Below are 21,461 nucleotides of genomic sequence, written 5' to 3'. Positions count from 1 at the left end.
TCAATGACTGAAAGCTTGGAAATTATAGATATATTTTTTTTGTTTCATATATAAAATCTTTATATATAATTAAAATTATGAAAAAAGAAATTCAAGCTTATTTTATAGATTTAGATGGAACATTATTAGACTTACCAGAAGGTGAAGAAACTCTTTCAAGTGCTAATGTTAAAGCTGTTGTTAAATTAAATAAAACTAAACCAGTTATTATTTCAACAGGTAGAAGTAATAGCGAATTTGTTTTATCCTTAGTTAAATTGTTAAAGTGCCCTTATGCCATTTGTCAAAATGGAGCTTTAATAGTTGATAAGAAAAATAAAGTTTTGGCTAGATATGAGATGGAACAAAATCAAGTTGATGAAATAGTTAAGCTTTTAAAAGAAGAAGAAATGTTTTTTATTTTTAATGGCGAAAATAAAATCTATTGTAACTATGAATCAAGTGCCTACATGCGCCCTTGAACTGCTAAATTAGAAAAATTGAAATATAGTGATTTAGGTCAAAAAACTAATGTAACTAAAATTTTAACTTTTGGTAAGGATGAAATAGCTACTAAAAATTTTAAGAACTTTTTAGCTAAAAAATATCCTTCACTTGCATTTCATATAGTTTCAAAAGGTTACTCAATTGAAATCACACATAAAAATGCAACCAAAGGTAAAGGTGCAGCATTTGTTTGTGACTTATTAAAAATAGATCCTAAAAACGCTGCTCACATTGGTGATAGCGGAAATGATTTAAATGCTTTACCTGAGATAGGAACATTCATTGCTATGGAAAATGCAATGGATGAGGTAAAAGAAGTAGCACATTATATAGGGCCTTCTTTTGAAAATAGTGGAATAGCCAAGCTATTTAAAGATTTAAAAGAAATATAAAAAAAGTAAAAATTTATTTAACTAAAAAGTTAATCTTTTGGTAAAATAAATTTACTTATTATGCCCGAGTGGTGAAATTGGCAAACACGCTAGACTAAGGATCTAGTGCTTAACGGCTTGCAGGTTCAAGTCCTGTCTCGGGCACCATATATTGAGACTGGGTTAATAGCCTAGTTTTGATTTTTATTTTTTTCATAATGAAACTTTTACAAAAGTGTAAAAAATTAATTTTATAATCTTCTTTTTTGTTACATAATAATGTAAAATATATGTAGGAAGAAACTTTTACAAAAGTGTCAAAGTTTCATTATGAAAGGCAATTATGGTAATTAAACGGGATATATATTTAGAAAAACTTAAAGAGATGATTGATATACCTCTTATTAAAATAATTTCAGGCTTAAGAAGAAGTGGAAAGTCTTTTTTGTTATTTAATTTATTCAAGGAATATTTAATAAATGAGTTAAAAGTTGATCAAAATCATATTATTGAAATTAATTTAGAAAATCAAGAAAATCATTCTTATTGTGATCCTAATAATTTTTTGGAATTTATAAAAAGTAAAATTAAAGATCGAAAAAAGTATTTTCTTTTAATTGATGAAGTGCAACTTTTAAAAGATTTTGTGCCTGTTTTAAATCAACTTAATAATAATCAACAACTTAATGTTTTTGTCACTGGCTCCAATTCTAAATTCTTAATTAATGATGTAGTTACAGAATTTAGAGGTAGATCGATTTCGCTTCATGTTTTTCCCTTATCTTTCTATGAAATAGCCTCACACAAAGAATTTAAAAACCTTGATGAGTTATGAAAATCATATTTAATTTATGGAGGTTTGCCATTAATTCAAAACATGAAAGAAGCCAACATTAAAACTAATTATTTGGTAAATGAGTTCAAAAGAACTTATTTAATAGATATAGTTGAAAAAAATAAAATAGAAGATATTGATAACTTAGATGACATAATCAATATTTTAGCTTCTAATATAGGTTCATACACTAATCCTTATAAATTATCATTAACTTTTAAATCAATTAAGAAAACAAACATTTCTGATGCAACAATTAGAAAATATATTGAAAATTTAAAAAATGCTTTCATAATTAATGAAGTCAAAAAATATGATATTAAAGGTAAAAAGTATATTAATGCTTCATACAAATATTATTTTGAAGATATAGGTTTAAGAAATGCTAAAATCAATTTTGCACAAAATGAAGAAAATCATTTAATGGAAAATATCATTTATAATGAATTGCTTTTAAGAGGTTACAATGTTAATGTTGGAATAGTAGAAATAAGACCTAATGCTAATCAGAAAGTTCAATTAGAAGTAGATTTTATTGCTCAAAAAGGTAATCAAAAAGTTTATATTCAATCTTGTTTAAATATGTATGATCAAAATAAAGAAATTCAAGAAAAAAGACCTTTTAAAAACATCAATGATAATTTTAAAAAAATTATTATTACTAAAGATGACCCTATTTTTGATACTGATACTAATGGTTATAAAATTTATGGAATCAAACAATTTTTACTTGATTTAGATATTCTAAATAAAAATTAAAATCAGCTGCAAAAGTATTGCAGCTGACTATTTTTACTAATCAATTTTTGTATCATTTAAACCAAGAGAATAGATTTTTTTGTAGTGTCCATTTTGTTTCATTAATTGGTCATGATTACCACGTTCAATTATTTCACCTTCATTAATAACTAGAATTTCATCAACATTTTTAATAGTACTTAAACGGTGAGCAATAATTAACATACTTCGATCTTTCATTAAGTATTTCATTGCATGTTGCACTTTTAATTCTGTTATTGTGTCAATATTAGAAGTAGCTTCATCTAAAATTGAAATTGGTTTAGAAGCAATTAATGAACGGCTAATAGCAATTAATTGTTTTTGCCCTTCACTTAAATTAGCACCATTTGATTTTAAAACTGTATCAAATTTTTCAGGCATTAAATTAATGAATTCGGCTACTGAAGTTTTTTCAACTATGTCATTAAAGTCTTTATCGCTTATATTTGGATTAACAACAGTTAAATTATTTTTGACTGTATCATTAAAAATATAAGTTTCTTGTAAAATAGTATCAATATAGTTTCTTCAACTTTTACTTTTTGTTTTAAGAATACTTTGGCCATCAATTAAGATGTCGCCACTAGTTGGTACATAGAATTTTGAAAGTAGTTTAGCTATAGTTGTTTTACCACAACCAGTGTGGCCAACTAAAGCTAAGCTTTTACCTTTTTCAATAGTGAAACTAATGTTTTTTAAGACTAACTTATCTGGTTTAGAAGCATAAGCAAAAGAAACGTTCTTAAATTCGATTTTGCCTGTTTTATAGTCTAATTCGTTTAATTTAACTTCATCAAATTGAGGCACTAAAGCTAATATTTTATTAATTCTAACTATTGATCCAAGCCCATGCTGAATACCATTAATTACTTCAAGCAATAACGAAATATTGTCGCTGATTCTAAATAAATAAAGAGTAAATGACATAACCACACCAGCACTCAAAGGTTTAATGCCACCTGTTGGAACTTTGTAGTAAACAAAGGCAGCACTAGCAGCAATTACAATAATTAAATTAATAGTTTTACTAAAATGGAATCAAGGGAAAACAATATTCATTCTAGTAGTAGCACTAGCATCAGGTTTAATTAATGCACGAGAATATTTGTCAAATTCTTTAGCGACATTTTCTTTTTGTTGGTGCAAGTTAACTAAAGGAAAAGCATCCATTATTTCTTCTAAATAACCATTAAATTCACCGAGTCTTTCTTGTTGTTGGATGTAGAATTTTTGGTTACTTCTAATAATTAAGAAAATTACTGAAGCATTAATTGGCACAATTGCTAAATAATAGCTGCTAAAAGTGGAACATAAATAAACATCATAATTGTAATAAAGCTAAATTCAAATATTATTGATATAACTGAAATTAAAATGTCTCAGATTGCTTCAGTTATATTTTGAATATCATTAGTTAATGCTGACATTAAGTCACCAGTTTGTTCTTCTTCATAGAAACTCATTTCCATTTGTTGAATTTTTTGATAGCATTGCAGCCTTAAATTCCGACCAAGGCGAGCACTAAGCTTAGAAACAATAACTCTTTGCGAAATTTCAAAAATTTTTATAAAGACATAAACTAAAGCTAACATTACAACAAAGACAATATAGTCTTTCATTTTAAAATTAGCTAAATTGAAAGTTTTAGGATCTAAAAATTTATCAGTAATAAAACCCATTAATCAAGAAGCAATATTAGTTAAGCTAGCTACTAAAAGACCAAAAAGCACTGTAAAAATTCAAACACTTTTTGAAATTTGAAAATTGCTTAAAAATTTGAAGAAAATTTTAAAGCTAATTTTCTTTTCACCTTTTTGTCTAAATCTTAAATTACTAAATCGAGGCATTATTCACCTACTTTTTGTTCTTGAGATTGTCATATATCTTTATATATAGAACTTGTGTTTAATAGTTGACTGTGTTTACCGCTAGCAACAATTTGTCCTTTATCAAGAACAAAGATTTGATTTGAATCTTTAATTGAATTGATTCTTTGACTAATTACTATTAGAGTGCTATCTTTTAAGTTTTCTTTAATGTTTTGACGTACTCTTAAATCAGTTTCATTATCTAGAGCACTAGTTGAATCATCTAAAATTAAAATTTGAGGTTTTTTAATTAAAGCTTGAGCAATAGCAACTCTTTGACGTTGACCACCACTAAAGTTTTTACCACGTTGATCAACTCTAGCTTCATATTTGTCATCTAATTCTTTAATAAAGTTGGCACATGAAATATTAATAGCTTTTTCAATTTCTTGTTCACTTAATTCATGATTTGAAAAAGTAATATTTTCTTTAATTGAGCCAGAAATAATCATTGGTTTTTGATAAACTTGAGTAACTTTTTCATAAAAGTTATTGGTATCTATTTCATTAATATTGTGTGAGTCAATAATGATTTCGCCATCTTTTTTATCTAGTAAATATTCATGAGTTAAAAGTTTAACAAGTGTACTTTTGCCACTTCCAGTTTTACCTATAATTCCAATTTTTTAGCCTGCTTCAATTTTTAAATTTATATTCTTTAAAGCTTCTTTAGTATCGACCAATTTGCCTTTTTTATAGATAGGATAGGCAAAATTAACATTCTTAAATTCAATAGCCCCACTAGTTACTTTTTTATCACTAACTACAAAAGGAATTTCACTTTTTGAATTCATTAATTCAATATATCTTTTAGCTGAAACACTTGATCTAAATAGTCTATTAATTGTAAAAAGTGTGTTAAAAACGCCCATTGAAATCATGCTTAAATTCGCTGTAAATTGTGATACATCACCAATTAATTTTGCAACATTGTCATCGCCTTTAGAGCCTATTAAATAGGCTACTAGGGCAAAAATAGCTACATTGCCAAAAAGCACAAATCCATTAATTATTGGTCAAGCAAATGAACCAAAAACAACATTTTTACGATAAATAGTAAATCATTCCTGATTTTTATTAAAGTATTTTTCATAACGAGGTTCTTCAAGGTTATATGATTTAATTAAAGCAATAGCATTAATATCTTCTTTTGATAATTCATTAAGTTGATCTAAAATTCAGTTTTCTTTACGATAGTAAGGAAATAATTTAAAAATTGCAAAAACTGCTGCTCCTACTAAAAAAGGAATAATAATGTAAATAGCTATTGATAAATAAACATTAGTTGTGGTTGTAAAAACAAGTCCTCAAACTACAAAGAAAGGTGAAACAACTAGCCCTCTAACAACTACAAATATCACATCTTTAATTTTGTTTAAGTCATTACTAAAACGAGTAATTAAGCTACCAACTGAATATTTCTCTAAATTGCTTCTTGAAAGAGTTAAAAGATGCTCAAACAAATTTTTTCTTAAATAATAAGTTCCATAAATACAAGTTCTAGCAGCAAAGAATGCACTAAGAAAAGCAACAATCATTAACAAAAATGCAAAACCTATGGCCATAATTATTAAATAGATCATGCTTTGACTAGTACCACTAGTTGTTATATTTCAAAATAGTAAACTTACTTCATTCATACTAGTACCATTTTGAACTTTAGCTATCAAAGTAATTAATTGTTTTGTAATAGTAGGATTAAGCATTGATAAAAAAGGTTGTAAGATAGCAAAAAAGGCACTTAGAAAAGCAAAAAACTTAATTCTAGCTGGCATATATTTAAATATTTTAAGCATCTTGACTCCCTTCTATCTTTAGTTAAATTAATGATATCTTTTATTATAAATTTTTTTAAATATTATATTTAATTATTTTTGTAATAAAGAATCAATTTTAAGTTTAGTTTTTAAATTTTTATTTCAAATTTTTAAAAGAGTGATAAATAAAGTAGCAAATAAAGTGATAAATAAAAAATAGCTTTTAATTAAATTATAAGGAGATAAACATGAATAAAATGCCATGAGAGAGTGAAGAAGTTGAATACAAAAAATCAACTTGTGAATTAAAAAGAATCGATTATTTCTTTAACCGCAATGCTCAATAAAAGAGGAACGGGAACAATTTATTTTAGTCTAAAAGATGATCATACAATTGTTGACTTAGATATTTGTAATAAATCCATGAGAGATATTTCTCAAGCTATTTCAAACAATGTTAAGCCAGAAATAATGCCTAGAATTTCGATTGAATTTATTGATAACCAAAATGTAATTAAAGTTGAAGCTGAAGGAGAACAAAAACCTTATTCAGCTTATGATAAATATTATATTCGTATTGGAGAAGAAGATAAAAAACTTAATAGAGATAAATTAGTAGATTTTGTGCAAAAATCAGTTTTTAAAATAAATATTTGTGAAATTGAAAACAAAGATCAAGATTTGACATTTAATAGTTTTTTGCTATATGCTAATATTAAAAATTTAACAGTAAATAAAGATACTTTCGAAAAAAATTTTGATTTAAAGACTAAAAATAATAAATACAATTTAATGTCTTATTTATTATCAAATAATAATGATATTTCAATTAAAGTTAATACTTTTAAAGATAATGATAAAAGTGTTTTGTTGAAAAGAAACGAATATGGAAATAAATGTTTATTTTATGCAATTGAGAGCATTTTAAATTATGTAGGTTCTATTAATGATACTTATGTAGATTTGTCAACTGCAACCAGGAGTAAACAAAAATTATTCGATTTTGAGTGTTTTAGAGAAGCATGACTAAATGCATGCATTCATAATCATTGAGATGAAAAATATCCACCTCAAGTTAATATATTCAAAGACTATATTCAAATAGAATCAAATGGTGGAATTTCTAGAAATATGACTAAAGAGGAATTTTTCAAAGGCGTAAGTAGACCAGTAAATGAAAAATTACAAAAAATTTTTATGCAATTAGATCTAGTTGAACAAACTGGATATGGAGTGCCTTTAATTGTCAAAAAATATGACGAAGAAGCATTTGAAATTGATGAAAATACAATTTGAGTAAAAATTCCTTTTAATCGTAAAGAGTTTAAAAGAATAAATAAAAATGAAAATAAAAAGGATTTAAATGATAATCAAATTAAAGTAATTAAAACTATAGAAAAAGAATCAAATATAACAATAAACCAATTAAGCAGTGCTTTATCTTTAAGTGAAGGCTATATTAAAAAAATTATTAATCAACTTAAAAATAAAAACTTAATTGAAAGAAACTGCTCAAGAAAAAATGGCAACTAAACCATAATAAGTTACAACTTATAATTTATCAATTAGCCTTTTTTATAGATATTTTGTGCAAATTATATAAAAAGTAAAGGCGACTTATTCAATTAGTTTATAATTAGACTATGAAAAATTTAAGCGAGATTAATACTAAATATATTTTAATTTCTTTAATATTATCGTTAATATTATCGTTAATAATTATTATTACAAGATATATTCTAACTATCATCTTTACACTTAAAAAAGATTCAAAAATTCACATTAATTACAATCTTTTCTTCAAAATTTATATATTTTTACTATTAGTTTCTAATTTGCTCATCTTTTCCGTTCTCATTTGAAATGTATTTATTTATTTGAATGACATTTTTTTAAGAACAATTGCTATACTTATATTAAGTGTTTTACTTATATTAAATTTAGTTTTTTGAATAATAAAATTTAGTTTTTTAAAACAAGACAATCAATTATATTTAGAATCAAAAAATAATTTAGAAAACAACGAATTAACAATAAAAATTGCAGACAATAAAAATAATTGCAATTGAAAAATATGAAAAACATTAAAGAGTGCATATACAAGTTTCCAAAAAAAGAATTTTTTTATATTTAAAGAATTTCCGAGAATTATTTTGGATATTAGTATAGTAAAAAAAATTTTGGTAGAAAATAAAAACAATTTATTTATTATTTTTCAATGGAAAAATGAACATTTTAATATTAAATTACAAAACAAATTTAAAATTATAGATTTTATTAGGAATAGTTGTGAAGATATAGAATTTTTTAGTTTTTTTGATGCTTATTGTGAAAAAAATGATGAATCAAATATTGATTTACATGAGATATTAGGCGCGAAATATAATAAAAAAATTTGGTTTTGAACAAAAATAAATAATATTGAAAAAACAAAATTGAAATTGACATTTTATTATTTAGATAGTTTTTGAAATTTTGCTTTGTTCTTATTGCCTATTATTTTAGCACTTTTTTTAAATAATGAAATTCCAGTTCTTAAAACATTTAATAAATGAGTAATTTTATTTTGAATAACTTTTGTTTATCTTACAGTTTCATTTGTAAGAATATTTTTTAAAAAAGATTTGTATTTAAATGAAAGAAAAAAAGAAAAATTAAAAATCGATCCTTTTTATGAAAAAAATCATTTTGATGCAAATTCATATTTAATTGAAAAATTATCGAATTTTAAAAATAATTTTATTTACACAATTTCTATCGTTATAAAAGAAAATTCAGAAGAAAATCAATTATATATAAAGAATATCAAAAAACAGATAGACGAAATTAACAAAAAATTATTTGATAGCGAAAAAACATATTTTAAATTCTTTTATCTAAAAACAATTTTTGTCAAAGCTAAAAAACATTTTAAATTATTTACTAAGAAAATAACAAATAAAAGAAATTTGAAATTAAAAAAATTAAATATTGTTAATGAAAAATAGCTGTTCTCTATTATTTTAAAAGTGAGATCTCTAAAATTTAGTGTCTCACTTTTAAAATAACAAAATTATCAAAAAATATAAAAATAATAAACCTAATTATAATTTGTTATAAAAATATGCCACTAAATTAAAAATATGACCAAAAGTTAAATTAATTATTGAAGCTGTTGAATAAAATTAGTTACTTCCTAACTAATATATTTCACTTTAATGGAATATAATATAAAATATTAATTATTAGTATTAAATTTAATATCAATTGAAAGAGGTGTATATGGCAATTATTGATAGAGATCTAGCAACATGTGCTGAAAGAATTCAAAAAAGAAGAGAATTACTATTAAAACTTTATAATGAAAATCAAGCTGAATTAGCTAATCCAGCTTTGATTGAAGATGAAAAACCTATTACTGGTGAATGCCAAGAATTTATGTGTTTAGTAAATAAACATGAGAAAGAAGATCCTAGAGTTAGAAAGCAAAAAATTATTCTTAAAGTTTTAGGAGCTAGCTTATCAGTTTTAATTATTTTACTTTGCACACTACTAGCTGTTTTAATTTCAAGAGTTTATGCTTAGGAGCAAAATATGTGTTTAGAATCTAAAATCGGTTTTTATGTAATTGTTGCATTATTAGTTACTTTAATTTTAATTTCAATAATGCCACTTATAGTTAATGCAATTAAAAACAAAATGGCTAGAAGTCATTTCCAAAAATTAGGTCAAAGTAGTCAAATTAGATTAATTAACCAACTACGTGAAGCTGTTGAATATTTATCAAAAAATAAAATTGGAGCTTTAATTACAATTGAAAACAATGATAATATTGACAATTTGAGAACTGATGGGGTAATTTTAAATGCTAATATCAGTAGTAGCTTACTTATTTCAATATTCAATAAATATAGTCCATTGCATGATGGAGCTGTAATTATAAGAGATAATAAAATTTATTATGCTTCTACTTTTTATAAAATCACCAGAAAATCAATTGATAATCAATATGGTGCTCGTCATAGAGCTGCTATGGGAATTAGTGAACTTTGTGATGCTACCACAATAATTGTTAGTGAAGAAACAGGGGATGTTAAATTTGTTAAAAATGGTACTTTCTACAACATTCGTCTTGAACAATTCCAAGAACAACTAGTTAAATACTTAAAGGATTAAAATGAGCGAAAGTCAAGAGATTAGTTTGCAAAACGAACTACATGAAATTATTAAAACTAAAAATGTAACTAAAGCCAGAGAATTTATTGATAATAATCCAATGGCTGATGTTGCAAACTTATTAAATGAATTACAGTTAGAAGAACAGCTAACTTTTTTGCCTTTACTTAAAACTAGTGAAGCTGCTGAATTATTTAGCTACCTTGATGAAGAAGTCCAAGCTAATTTAGCTCAAAGTTTTACAGAAGATTGAGGTATGAAACTACTACAAGAATTACAAAGTGATGAACTAGCTGATGTTTTAGAAGAATTACCTTCGAATGTCACAAGCAAAATCTTAGCTTATACACCTCAAGAAAAAAGAGCTGAATTAAATAAACTTTTAAGCTATGAAGATGATGAAGTTGGAAGCATAATGTCAATAGACATTTCTTCAATTGGTAATTCATATACTTGCGAACAAGCTTTACATAAAATTAGACGTGATTATCATAAGAAAAATGCTGAATTAGTGCATTACTATTACGTAGTTAATGAAACAAATAAACTAATTGGTGCTTTAACACTAGAAGAAATAGTTTTTGCTGATCCTAATGCTAAAATTGATGATATTTATAATCCTGTAACTTATGTTTCAGCTCATGATAAAACCGAAGTAGCAGCCCAAGTTTTTAGTGAACACGATATGTCAGTATTACCTGTAGTTAACCATGAAAAAAGATTAGTTGGAATGATTACAAGTGACGACGTTATTGATGTTATTAAAGAAGAAGCTACAGAAGATTTATACAAAATGGCAGGTATTAGTAGCCATGAAGTTAATGAAAGTGAATACTTAAAAACTCCATGATATAAAATAATTAAATCAAGAATTTTATGATTAATATTACTACTTCTTTTTGCCACAGTGACCCAAATTATAGTGTATTTTGGAACATGAACTATTGCTAAAAAAATTAAAGATGTAGCCGAAATTTCATTAGCAACAATTTCTTTTGCAGCCCTTATACCAGTAATTAATAATGCTACAAGTAATAGCGGAATTCAAGCTAATATTTCAGTCAATCGAGCCTTAGCTTTAAAAGAAATAGAACCTGGTGAATATGGTAAAGTTATTTGAAAAGAAACCTTAATCGGTTTTGTCACAGGTTTAATATTAGCTGTAATTAACTTTGCACGTTTAGGCATTTATTTTGCAGCTACAAGAGATTTAATGTCAACTAACAAAATGATTTATTGAGCAATAATAATAGGTTCTTCAATTGCTTTATGATTAGCTTTAACAATTTCAAAATTACTAGGTGCTGCATTTCCAATAATTTGAGCTAAAATTAAAAAAGATCCAAGTTCAATATCAGCTTCATTAATTAATACATTTACTGATATTATCTCTTCATTATTAATTTTTGGATTTGCTTTTGCCTTTTTAATGGTTTTAATTTAGGAGGCTAGAATGATTATACATGCCACTAATTGTCAGTGTCCTGCTTGCATGTTAAAAATAGCAAGTGAACAGATAAATAATAGTGATAATACAACTAAAACTTGAGCTATTGTTTTAATAACTTTAGCAGTCATAATACTTATTTCAATTACTATTTATCTAGCAATTAAACTTAAAAAAGACAAACTTAAAAAAATAACCAATTAAACTATAAAACAGCCTTATTGGTTATTTTTTTATACTAATAATTTATTATGATAAAGGATCTCAAGGCTCTAATTCAATAGCAGGTTTTTCTAAACCTTTAAGAGCAACTTTATCTACATATTTAGGATCTACAATAACTCCAAAAACATATTCATCAAATCATCTATCACTCATTGAGAAGTAACCTTTTTTACCAACATCTTCTCCTCATGAGTTTTCAATTTCTCAATTAATTGGATTATTATCTTTATCTAAATTAACACCAACAATTGTCATAGCATGAGTTTGAACTGAAAGACGATAATTAACTCTATCTTCTTTAGTTAAAGTATTTTTAATATTCAACATTTCTTCATATTCATAAAGATCAATATCAAATATTCCACCTTTACGATCGCTATAAGCATCAACATCACAATCAAATCAAACTGGCTCATTATCTTTTAATGAAGCAATAACAGCTTTTTTAATTACATCCATTGTAACATTAAGTGACTCTAATCCTTTTTCTTCGATAACTGATTTGTAGTATTTAGCTACAAGCAATCTATTTTTAGGATTTTCTTTACGAGGATCATCTAATAAATTAACTTTATTAAGAAAATCTGTACCTACATGTTTTTCTAAGAATTCTAATGGTGTTACATTTTCGATTCTGATAAATTTTTTATATTTATCACGATATTCAAATGAAAATTTTTGAGGAGGTAAACCTAATGATTTAGCATTGATTTCAAAAATTCTTTCAAGAGCTTCATGTTTAATTTTCATTAAAACTTCTTGACTAGCTTTATTTTTAATAGCTTCTCTAATTTCTTTTGTCGCACTAATTAATTGACAATTTAATGCAGTATTTAAACCGTGAGTATTGCTTGAGTTAAATGTTTCAGGCATAACGATTTTAGGAACAGCTCCATATTTTTTAATTAAGCCTGATACTCATTCTCAATATCCACCATCGCTAACACTGCCTTCCATTAAGAAAGCAAAAAGACGATCTTCATATTTTAATTTAGGATTATCAATCATTAATTGTAAAAATGTATTTGATTTTTCTAACTTGTCTCAAAATAAAAAGTAATTTTGGCTAAATTCGAAATTTTCAACATTTAGACTTTTAGTAGCTTTTAATTTAAGCATATTTAGACCTGCAAAAATTCAGCAACGTCCTGAACTTTTTTGATTAGTCATTCCAGCTTTAGCTACTTCTGTATTAAATTCAAAATTATGTTTTGTTTGCATGTCATTGTTATAACTTGCATTGAAAATACCATTTTTAGTAACAGCGCTTTCTATTAATTTATTGTTTGAATTTTTTAAATATTTTTTATATAAATTATTAATTTCTTTTTTATTAATTTGCATAATTGCCTCCATTTTTTTATTACGTTAATCTTTTTTATTTTATACTAAATTAATTTTTTAAAAATAAAAATGAGGCTTAAAAGCCTCATAATCATTTTGAATTTTAGTTATTAGTTTCAATTTGAACTTCTTGTTCACTTTGAACGTTTTTAGCTTTATTTTTGAAATGATAATATAAGTAAGTTTGTACAACATAAACAGCTATTGCTACTAATTGGAAAATTACGTAAACATATCAAGTAGCTGTATTAAATGGAACTACTAGTCCTAAATAAATACATAATAATGCATTTAATACAATTCCTAAATAAAGCATTGGTAAGCTAAGACCATCCGCGCTTTTACTTTTAATTGTTTTCACAATTTGAATTGTAAAAGGTAAAGCACAACAACAAGTTGCAATAACAGACATCGCTATCATTCAACCGTTGTCAGGTCCTAAGTTAGTTCTAGCATTTTTGTTTGCATATACTACAATGAAAAATACTAAACCACTTAAAGCTAAAATTCAAAGTAATGAACCAATACCAATTTTAAAAACTTTATTAGTTTTTTTATCATATATAAAGAATAAAGTAATAGTAAAGGCCATTAAAATTGCAAATGTAACATTACCAATTATATTAACAAGGGGATCGCTTAAACCATAAGTTCCAACCCCATCTTTTAATAACATAGTAAGCACAAAAATAAATCCACCAAAAAAGTAAATAATGAATGTTGAATATGCAACATTTCCAACACTTTTGGTTTTTAGAGTTTGGATAATTTGAGGTATGCAGATTGAAACCATTAATAAACTAGCCAAAGTTCCAAAAACATATTGAGCTATTTCCATATTTTTGTCCCTTCATAAATTAAATAAAATATAAATTAATAATGTACTTAAAATTGCTTATTAGCCTATAAAACAGTATTATTGGCCAAAAAATAATTATTATTTTTTAAATATAAACCTATGCAATTATATAGATAAATTTTTAAATTAAATTATTTTGCAAATTTTTTTTGTTATCAGAACCAACTTTTTGAAGTTTTTTAAACTCATTTAATATTAATATTAATATTCTATGCTAAAATTATTATTAATAAATAATAAATAAATTTAGTATTAATTAGAGGTGGATATGGCAACAAGTGACATAAAAAGTTTATTTGAGAAGAGTAAAGAATTTAAAAACAAAACTTTAGAAATTAAAGCATGAGTTACATCAAATAGAGGTAACAAAAAAATTAGATTTATTAGTATTAATGATGGTTCAACTGTTCAATCATTACAAGTAACTTGCAAAGGCGAAAAATTTGACTTTGACAAATTAGATCAAATTCATTTAGGTGCTGCAGTTGAAGTTAAAGGAATAGTAGCTTTAACTCCTAAAGCTCAACAACCTTTAGAGTTAGTCGCTACTAAAGTTAAATTATTAAGAGATGCTGATTTAGACTTTCCAATTCAAAAACAAGGAATCAATTTAGAAACCTTAAGAGATATTCCTCATGTTAGACATAGAACAAATCTTTTAAGAGCTACAATGTTAATAAGATCAACGTTAGCTAAAGAAGTTAATAAATATTTTGATGAACACGGTTACTTATACTTCAATGCTCCTATTATTACCAGCAATGATGGTGAAGGAGCTGGAGAAACTTTTGTAGTTAATGATGGAAATTCAAAAGATCCTTTTTTTGGGACTAGAAAAGCTACTTTAGGAGTTACAGGACAATTGCATGCTGAAAGTTATGCAATTGGATTTAAAAAAGTTTATACTTTTGCACCTACTTTTAGAGCAGAACACTCAAATACCAAAAAACATGCAGCAGAATTTTGAATGATTGAGCCTGAAGTTGCTTTCTATGAATTAAAGGATGCAATCAAATTAGCTGATGACATGTTAAAATCTGTTATCAAAAATACAATTAAAAAACATCCTGCTGAATTTAAATTTTTAAATGAAACAGTTGACAAAGGTCTTTTAGAAAGATTAAATCACTTTTTAAAAACAAAACTTAGTGTTATTGACTATCGCGACGCAATTAAAGAATTGGCTAAAGTTAAAGACCAATTTGAAAATCAAGATATTGAATTCGGACTTGATTTAGCAACTGAACATGAAAGATATATTTCAGAAAAAATCTTTAATGGACCAGTAGCTGTAATTAATTTTCCAAAAAGTTTTAAAGCATTCTATATGCAACAAAATGATGACAATGAAACTGTAGCAGCTTTTGACTTATTAGTGCCAGGAATTGGCGAATTAATAGGTGGAAGCCAAAGAGAAGTTAGATATGACAAATTACTTCAAAGAGCTTTAGAAGTAGGAATCAGTCAAGAAGAATTGCAATGATATTTAGACTTGCGTCGTTTTGGCGATAGTGGTTCAAGCGGTTTTGGAGTTGGTTTTGAAAGATTAGTAATGTATGTCACAGGTGTTGACAATATTAGAGATGTTATTCCATATCCAAGAACATCTGGAAATATTAAAATGTAAAGGAGTAAAATGAAATTATCAATTATTTCACCAGGAATAAATAGCGCTAAAAGTTTAAAAAATATTTTAGAAGGTATGAAAGATCAAAATAATCAAGATTTTGAATTAATTTTAGCTTTAAGAAACCCTTCAGCTAAAATGTATTCTATTATTGAAAGATATTTAGCATTCTTTGGCACACGTTTAAAATTTATTACTAATAATCGTCAGAGAACTATGCAAAGTGATATAGTTTGTGCTTTTCACTTAGTTAAAGGAAACTATGCCACAATTATTAATAGTGACAACTCAATGCGTTCTTACTTTGCACAAGAATTAACAAACTATATTGAAAAATTTAATCCAGATGTTTTAGAATATCGTCCAAGATTGGTTGGCACAGTTAAATGAAAACCAAACCCAAGATTAGAAGAAGAAAAAGTTTATAACATTCAAGAAGAACATCAAGTTTTAGCATATTCATATCCTTTTATCTTTAATAAAGTTTTCAAAAAATCTTTAATTAACCAATTTTTAAAACACCGTTCTATTGTTGTTAATGATAGTAAGTTTTGTATCGAACTAAACTATTTTATGCTACTTAAAGCACAAAGTTATCTTTATACAAACAAAAGAATTGTTCGCGAATTTATTCCTTCATCAATGTGATTGAATCCTAAAACATTTATTGAACAATTTAAAGCAATTGAAAACTATGTTAAAAATAATAACTTAAAATTTGAGCAAGAAATAGCTTATGCTCGCATGTATTTTCTGCAAATTTTTCTAGGTGCTTTATTAAATACCTGAAGACTAAGATTCTGATCAAAAGATGTTATTAAAGACAGAATTAATTACAATGAAAAACGTACAGATCGTTTTGTTAATGAGCTTTACAAATACTTAGAAAAAGAACATTTAGACAATAGTCTATTCTTTAATACTAATATTTATGTTATTAAAAATAATCCTGAAGCTAACTTTTTAAAAATACTACCTAAAGTTAAAAAATGAGAAGATATTTTGGATGATTTATAGGATTCTAAATGAAATTTCATAAAAATATTAATGTTTGATATCGACTATTAATTAATTTATTTGACTTCGGACTTTTTGTTACTTTAGCAATTTTAAATTATTACTTTTTAATGGTCCATAAAGGTGTTGTCAAGGCAATTAACTTTTATTCTTTTATTATATTTTCAACAGTTATTTTACTTGTGCTATTTTTACTAATTCCATTGTTTTATAGTAGTAGAACAATTGGAATGCTGATTTTTAGAGTACAAATAATACCTGCTAAAAAGATGACTCCTTTAGCTTTAAAATTATTACCTTTAAGAAGAAATGCATTTGCTTTAATTTTCTGATTTTTAATAATTTTAATCCCAATAACACTAGTTATGCCAAATGAATTTAATGACTTTAGTCAATTCATAATTAAAAAACATGAAGGCAATTATCGTTTTCAAATTGCCTCAAAACTAATCATATTTTTATCTGGCTTTTGATTCACTTTAATCTTAATTAATTACATTATGGAAATGGCTTTAAGAACCAGACTTGGACTTTTTGATCGTTCAACAAACACCAGAGTAACATACTTAAAACATTACTCACAATCAAGCTATTTAGATGAAATCAAACTGTTACCATTCAAAAGTAATAATGAAGCTGTAATTTACATTAAAAAATAGGAGGAGACTTATATGAGCAAACGAGATGAAATTTTGAATTCATTAAATGCTGAACAAAAAGAAGCTTTAATGTATTTTGATGGTCCTTTAAGAATCATCGCTGGAGCTGGAAGTGGTAAAACTAGAGTTTTAACTAGGAAGGTGGCTTATTTAATTAATGAACTTGGAATTAGCCCACGTTCAATTTTAGCAGTGACTTTCACTAATAAAGCTGCGAACGAAATGAGCGAACGTGTTAAACAATACGTCGGCGAAGAAGCTAATCAAATCGATATTTGTACTTTCCACTCTTTAAGCTCAAAGATTTTAAGGAAGGAAGCTATTCATGTTAATTTAAGTAATGACTTCCAAATTATTGATGAAACAGATAAGAAGACAATTATTGCTCAACTTTATAAAGCTGAAGGCATTTCAAATGAAGATGTTTCATACAAAAATGTTATGAAGATTTTCTCATGAGCCAAGAACCAAGGCTTTAGTGAAGACGAAATTGTTAAAGAATTAGATGCTAAAGAAAAGCATAGATCTAATGCACTCGTTGGAAAAATTTATTCTAAATATAATCAATATTTAACAAGCAAAAAATGTCTCGATTTTGATGACTTAATTATCAAAGTTAAGGAATTATTTGACAACTTCCCTGAAGTGGCAAAAATTTGAAGTAAAAAATATTCATATGTTTTAGTTGATGAATTCCAAGACACTTCAACTATCCAATATGATATTGTTAAATACTTATCTTCAAATGCTCAATTAACAATTGTTGGTGATCCTGACCAAACTATTTATGGTTGAAGAGGAGCTGATGTTAATTTGATCCTTGATTTTGATAAGGATTTCAAGAATACTAAAACGATTATTTTAAATACAAATTACCGCTCAACTAAAACAATTTTAGATGCAGCTAACAAATTAATCAAACACAACAAAAAACGTTTTAGTAAAGATTTAATAACAAATCGTGAACAAGGAACACCAATAGAATTTATTCATGCTTTTAGTGTCGAAGCTGAAGCTAGATGAGTGGTCCAAAAAATTAATGAATTAAAGAAACAAAAAATTCAGCTTAAAAATATTGCTATTTTTTACCGTTCAAATTATTATTCGCGTCCTTTCGAAGAAGAATTAATTAATGAAAATATTAACCACAAGATTTTTAATGGTCAAAAATTCTTCCAAAGAACTGAAGTTAAGAATGCTCTAGCATTTTTAAGAGTTATCTATGATGGCTCTGATGTTTCATTAAATAGAATAATTAATGTTCCAAACCGTAAAATCGGAGAAGCAACTCTTAAAAAATTACAAGAAGCAGCAAATAATAAAAAATTAACTCTCTATTCATATTTAATTAAATATTACAAGGAATTGCCAGTACCTTTAAATGTTAAAAACAACATTGTTAAGTTTCTTAACAAAATCAACCTTTATCGTCAAGCTTTAAAAAGCAACTCAATTAGTGTTGTTTTAGATAAATTCTTAAAGGAAATTGGCTACTATGAACATATAGAAGAAGAAACCTCACTTCGTGGCACTGCTAAAGATAATGTTGCTGAATTAATTCGCTCAATAGTAACTTGAGAAAAGAAGAATCCAAATAAGAGTATTAAAGAATACTTAGAATCAGTTTCACTACTTTCAGCAGGTGATGAATATGATAACTTTACAAATTATGTAACACTTATGACAGTCCACTCTGCTAAAGGATTAGAATTTGACAATATCTTTTTAGTGGGAATGAGTGATCAAATTTTCCCTAACTATAAATCATTAAAATCAAACTCAGATGATGCTTTAGAAGAAGAAAGAAGACTTGCTTATGTGGCAATTACCAGAGCAAGAAATAGATTATTTATTAGCGATAGTCGTGGATATTTAATTGGTACAGATTTAGAAAAGAAACCATCACGTTTTATTCGTGAAATGGGAATTGAACTTAAAAACTTTATTCTTAAAACAGGTTCTGTTGGCCTTGATTTTGATGAAATAGTTGACGAAAAACAAATAAAAGCTTTGAACAAAAAAATTATAGTAGGTGACATTATTAGCCACACCTTCTTTGGCGAAGGCCAAGTTGTGGCTGTTGAAAACGATACAATTAGCGTTAGATTCACAGGACAAAAAACAATCAAAGTTTTAGCTAAAAATCACGCTTCAATTCGACTTTTAAAAAATAGAGATGATTAACAAATAAACCTATAAAACAGCTATTTTAGTAAAAAGGAGCATTATGGATCAATTATTATTGGGAATAGCAATTATAATAGCATGTGTTATTTTAATAGACATCTTTATTATAGTTTTTATTTACTTAAATCATGTTCATAAAGTCAAAACAAATGGTTTAGCAATCTTTAAATTAGACTTTGGACAAAAAAAAATAATTCGCTTGAGTTCTAAAAGCTTAAGTGGATCTTTAAACATGGACTCACGTCTTCAAGGTCTTTCAGCTAATCAATATGTCGACTTTGATGTCTTTCTTTCTTACTTAGATGAAGAGAGCCAAAAAAACTTGACTGAATATCTTTCACAAAACGACAATAATGATAAAAGATTTAATATTTACTGCAAGATGAGTTCTAAAGGCTATCGAACACATCAAAATGCTCAAGGTTTAAAACTTCTAAACATTAAAATGACTAAAGAAAAAATTCTTTTAAAATTCTTCCCTCTTGGAAATAATCGATACTACTTAACAATCCACTGAAACGCAAGACCAAAAAGAAGTGCTTCAACAACATTTAAATTTATTAAAAAATCTGAAGATTTATATAATGCTTTAAATAAGGAAAAATATATTTTGGCTTATGCTTTGGGCATCAATGAATTTCTCTACAATAATGTCATTAGTAAATCAGACATTGAAGATATTTTGAGAATATTTGAGCTTAATAATATGTTTGGATATTACTACGTTAAAAACGGATTAATATTATTAATCTTTGAAACCAATTCGTCATTCTGGCTAAACCACTACACTAAAAAAGCACTTAAAAGATTAAAATTCTTACATGAAAGAAAAATTATTAATCCATTTTTCAATAGCTTTGCTTTTTTAAGTGTTAACACTTTCAAAAGTGTTGATGATGTTCAAGAATTAGTTGATAAATCAAAATACTTAATACAACACTTAAATAACAAACGCAAATTTGATAAATATTCTTCTTGATTAATTTCAGATACAAAACATGACAACCATTATCAAGAATTTAAATCTATGATGCTTGATTATGAAAAGAAAAATGAATTGCAACAATATATAAAAGAAAACATTCCAATTATTTCATATAAAACTAAACGTCAAAGCAAAGTTGCAATTTTAAAAAATAGAGTCATAGGTTACTCTGACCAAGATTCAGAATTCTTTAATAATGTTTCGTGATATCGTTTGATTTATACCAATAAATGAAACAAATATTTAATGGAAAATTGTGAAGAAGATGAAAACATTATTTTGGAAACAAATGAATATGACTTAATTAATTTAAATACATATGATCGACCAAAAACAACTTTATTAATTAAACCATTACAAAACGGATTTAATTATCGATTAATTAACAATGCTTTTAGTAATTTGAAAGAAGGCATTAACTTAGGTTTATATATCGAAAAGATAAATGACCGTTTAACTAACTATGTTAATATCGGAAATATCAAGGTTTTTGTTATATCGGAAAAGATTTGCAAATACATTGAAAAAGATCAAATTTTATACATAAAACTTTTAAACTTCGTTAAAACAATTAGCACTATTAAAAATCATGTTATTATTTATCAAAACTTACCAGAAGGCTTAGATGAACTTATGGTAAAAACATTAGATGTACAATATGTTTGCAAATAGAAAAAAGATGAACCATGTGTTTTTTCTTTTTTTATTGTTTTATAGGCATTTTAGTCTAAATTAAAAATGTTAAAAAATTAAAATAAAAATGCATAAAAATTAATGATATAATGATATTAAAATTATTTATAAAATTTTATAATTGTATATTATAATAGATAAGTATTTTTATTTAAAGACTGGAGGT

Annotated in this window: 19 protein-coding genes and 1 tRNA gene; 14 read left to right on the top strand and 6 right to left on the bottom strand. The window is 25.7% G+C overall.

The window, feature by feature from the left end; genetic code table 4:
* The first annotated feature begins 77 nt into the window (after positions 1-77).
* From MBIO_RS02460 to MBIO_RS02450, 3 genes are all read left to right on the top strand, one after another.
* Positions 78-878: a Cof-type HAD-IIB family hydrolase gene (locus MBIO_RS02460; protein WP_013526919.1), complete on the top strand. Its 801-nt coding sequence runs from the start codon at positions 78-80 to the stop codon at positions 876-878.
* Positions 879-940: 62 nt separating this feature from the next.
* A tRNA-Leu gene (locus tag MBIO_RS02455) sits at positions 941-1,025 on the top strand.
* 175 nt (positions 1,026-1,200) lie between these two features.
* Positions 1,201-2,451: an ATP-binding protein gene (locus MBIO_RS02450; RefSeq protein WP_013526918.1), complete on the top strand. Its 1,251-nt coding sequence runs from the start codon at positions 1,201-1,203 to the stop codon at positions 2,449-2,451.
* Positions 2,452-2,487: 36 nt separating this feature from the next.
* On the opposite strand, the gene MBIO_RS02445 is transcribed toward MBIO_RS02450, so the two are convergent.
* Genes MBIO_RS02445 through MBIO_RS04675 form a run of 4 tightly spaced genes read right to left on the bottom strand, consistent with a single transcriptional unit; the run spans position 2,488 to position 6,136 of the window.
* Positions 2,488-3,750, bottom strand: coding sequence for an ABC transporter ATP-binding protein (locus tag MBIO_RS02445; protein ID WP_258408929.1), 1,263 nt, complete (start codon positions 3,748-3,750; stop codon positions 2,488-2,490).
* Between the two features lie 5 nt (positions 3,751-3,755).
* Positions 3,756-4,319 carry an ABC transporter transmembrane domain-containing protein gene (locus MBIO_RS05075; RefSeq protein ID WP_258408928.1) on the bottom strand — a complete coding sequence of 188 codons (564 nt, stop codon included), beginning with the start codon at positions 4,317-4,319 and terminating at the stop codon, positions 3,756-3,758.
* The gene (locus tag MBIO_RS04680) at positions 4,319-4,954 is read right to left on the bottom strand and encodes an ATP-binding cassette domain-containing protein (RefSeq protein WP_129622038.1); all 636 of its coding nucleotides are present in this window, start codon (positions 4,952-4,954) and stop codon (positions 4,319-4,321) included. Before MBIO_RS04680 ends, MBIO_RS05075 begins: the two co-directional genes overlap by 1 nt.
* Positions 4,955-4,966: 12 nt before the next feature.
* Positions 4,967-6,136, bottom strand: coding sequence for an ABC transporter transmembrane domain-containing protein (locus MBIO_RS04675; RefSeq protein ID WP_015510978.1), 1,170 nt, complete (start codon positions 6,134-6,136; stop codon positions 4,967-4,969).
* Between the two features lie 297 nt (positions 6,137-6,433).
* Here MBIO_RS04675 and MBIO_RS02435 point away from each other — a divergent pair, with 297 nt between their 5' ends.
* The 6 genes from MBIO_RS02435 to MBIO_RS02410 all read left to right on the top strand — a co-directional run bounded on the left by MBIO_RS02435 (position 6,434) and on the right by MBIO_RS02410 (position 11,903).
* Positions 6,434-7,630, top strand: coding sequence for an ATP-binding protein (locus MBIO_RS02435; RefSeq protein ID WP_013526912.1), 1,197 nt, complete (start codon positions 6,434-6,436; stop codon positions 7,628-7,630).
* Positions 7,631-8,532: 902 nt separating this feature from the next.
* Complete coding sequence (locus tag MBIO_RS05070; RefSeq protein WP_258408927.1) at positions 8,533-9,084, top strand: hypothetical protein; 552 nt, start codon at positions 8,533-8,535, stop codon at positions 9,082-9,084.
* A gap of 274 nt (positions 9,085-9,358) precedes the next feature.
* Positions 9,359-9,661 (top strand): hypothetical protein, encoded by a 303-nt coding sequence (locus MBIO_RS02425; RefSeq protein ID WP_013526910.1) that lies wholly within the window; start codon positions 9,359-9,361, stop codon positions 9,659-9,661.
* Between the two features lie 81 nt (positions 9,662-9,742).
* Complete coding sequence (locus MBIO_RS02420) at positions 9,743-10,252, top strand: diadenylate cyclase (RefSeq protein WP_408634334.1); 510 nt, start codon at positions 9,743-9,745, stop codon at positions 10,250-10,252.
* Position 10,253: 1 nt separating this feature from the next.
* Entirely contained in the window at positions 10,254-11,696 is a 1,443-nt protein-coding gene (gene mgtE / locus MBIO_RS02415) for a magnesium transporter (protein WP_013526909.1), read from the top strand.
* Positions 11,697-11,705: 9 nt separating this feature from the next.
* Positions 11,706-11,903, top strand: a complete 198-nt coding sequence (locus MBIO_RS02410) for a hypothetical protein (protein ID WP_013526908.1) — start codon at positions 11,706-11,708, stop codon at positions 11,901-11,903.
* Positions 11,904-11,948: 45 nt separating this feature from the next.
* Here MBIO_RS02410 and MBIO_RS02405 read toward each other — a convergent pair whose 3' ends face one another.
* Positions 11,949-13,268 carry a C1 family peptidase gene (locus MBIO_RS02405; RefSeq protein WP_258408926.1) on the bottom strand — a complete coding sequence of 440 codons (1,320 nt, stop codon included), beginning with the start codon at positions 13,266-13,268 and terminating at the stop codon, positions 11,949-11,951.
* A 103-nt stretch (positions 13,269-13,371) separates the two neighbouring features.
* On the bottom strand, positions 13,372-14,106 hold the full coding sequence (locus MBIO_RS02400; protein ID WP_013354681.1) for a PQ-loop repeat-containing protein: 735 nt from the start codon (positions 14,104-14,106) through the stop codon (positions 13,372-13,374).
* Between the two features lie 289 nt (positions 14,107-14,395).
* On the opposite strand from MBIO_RS02400, the gene asnS reads away from it, so the two are divergent.
* From asnS to MBIO_RS02375, 5 genes are read left to right on the top strand one after another with little or no spacing between them, the layout of a single operon-like run.
* Entirely contained in the window at positions 14,396-15,754 is a 1,359-nt protein-coding gene (gene asnS, locus MBIO_RS02395; protein WP_041594218.1) for an asparagine--tRNA ligase, read from the top strand.
* A 9-nt stretch (positions 15,755-15,763) separates the two neighbouring features.
* On the top strand, positions 15,764-16,771 hold the full coding sequence (locus tag MBIO_RS02390; protein ID WP_015510971.1) for a glycosyltransferase family 2 protein: 1,008 nt from the start codon (positions 15,764-15,766) through the stop codon (positions 16,769-16,771).
* An 8-nt stretch (positions 16,772-16,779) separates the two neighbouring features.
* Positions 16,780-17,430: an RDD family protein gene (locus tag MBIO_RS02385; RefSeq protein WP_013526904.1), complete on the top strand. Its 651-nt coding sequence runs from the start codon at positions 16,780-16,782 to the stop codon at positions 17,428-17,430.
* Between the two features lie 12 nt (positions 17,431-17,442).
* Entirely contained in the window at positions 17,443-19,614 is a 2,172-nt protein-coding gene (locus MBIO_RS02380; protein ID WP_015510970.1) for an ATP-dependent helicase, read from the top strand.
* Between the two features lie 43 nt (positions 19,615-19,657).
* The gene (locus tag MBIO_RS02375; protein WP_013526902.1) at positions 19,658-21,274 is read left to right on the top strand and encodes an MHO_4530 family protein; all 1,617 of its coding nucleotides are present in this window, start codon (positions 19,658-19,660) and stop codon (positions 21,272-21,274) included.
* The last annotated feature ends 187 nt before the right edge of the window (positions 21,275-21,461 follow it).

The organism is Mycoplasmopsis fermentans PG18, from assembly GCF_000209735.1.
Classification (GTDB): Bacteria; Bacillota_I; Bacilli_A; order Mycoplasmatales; family Metamycoplasmataceae; genus Mycoplasmopsis; species Mycoplasmopsis fermentans.
This window is presented reverse-complemented; position numbering and strand designations above follow the sequence as displayed.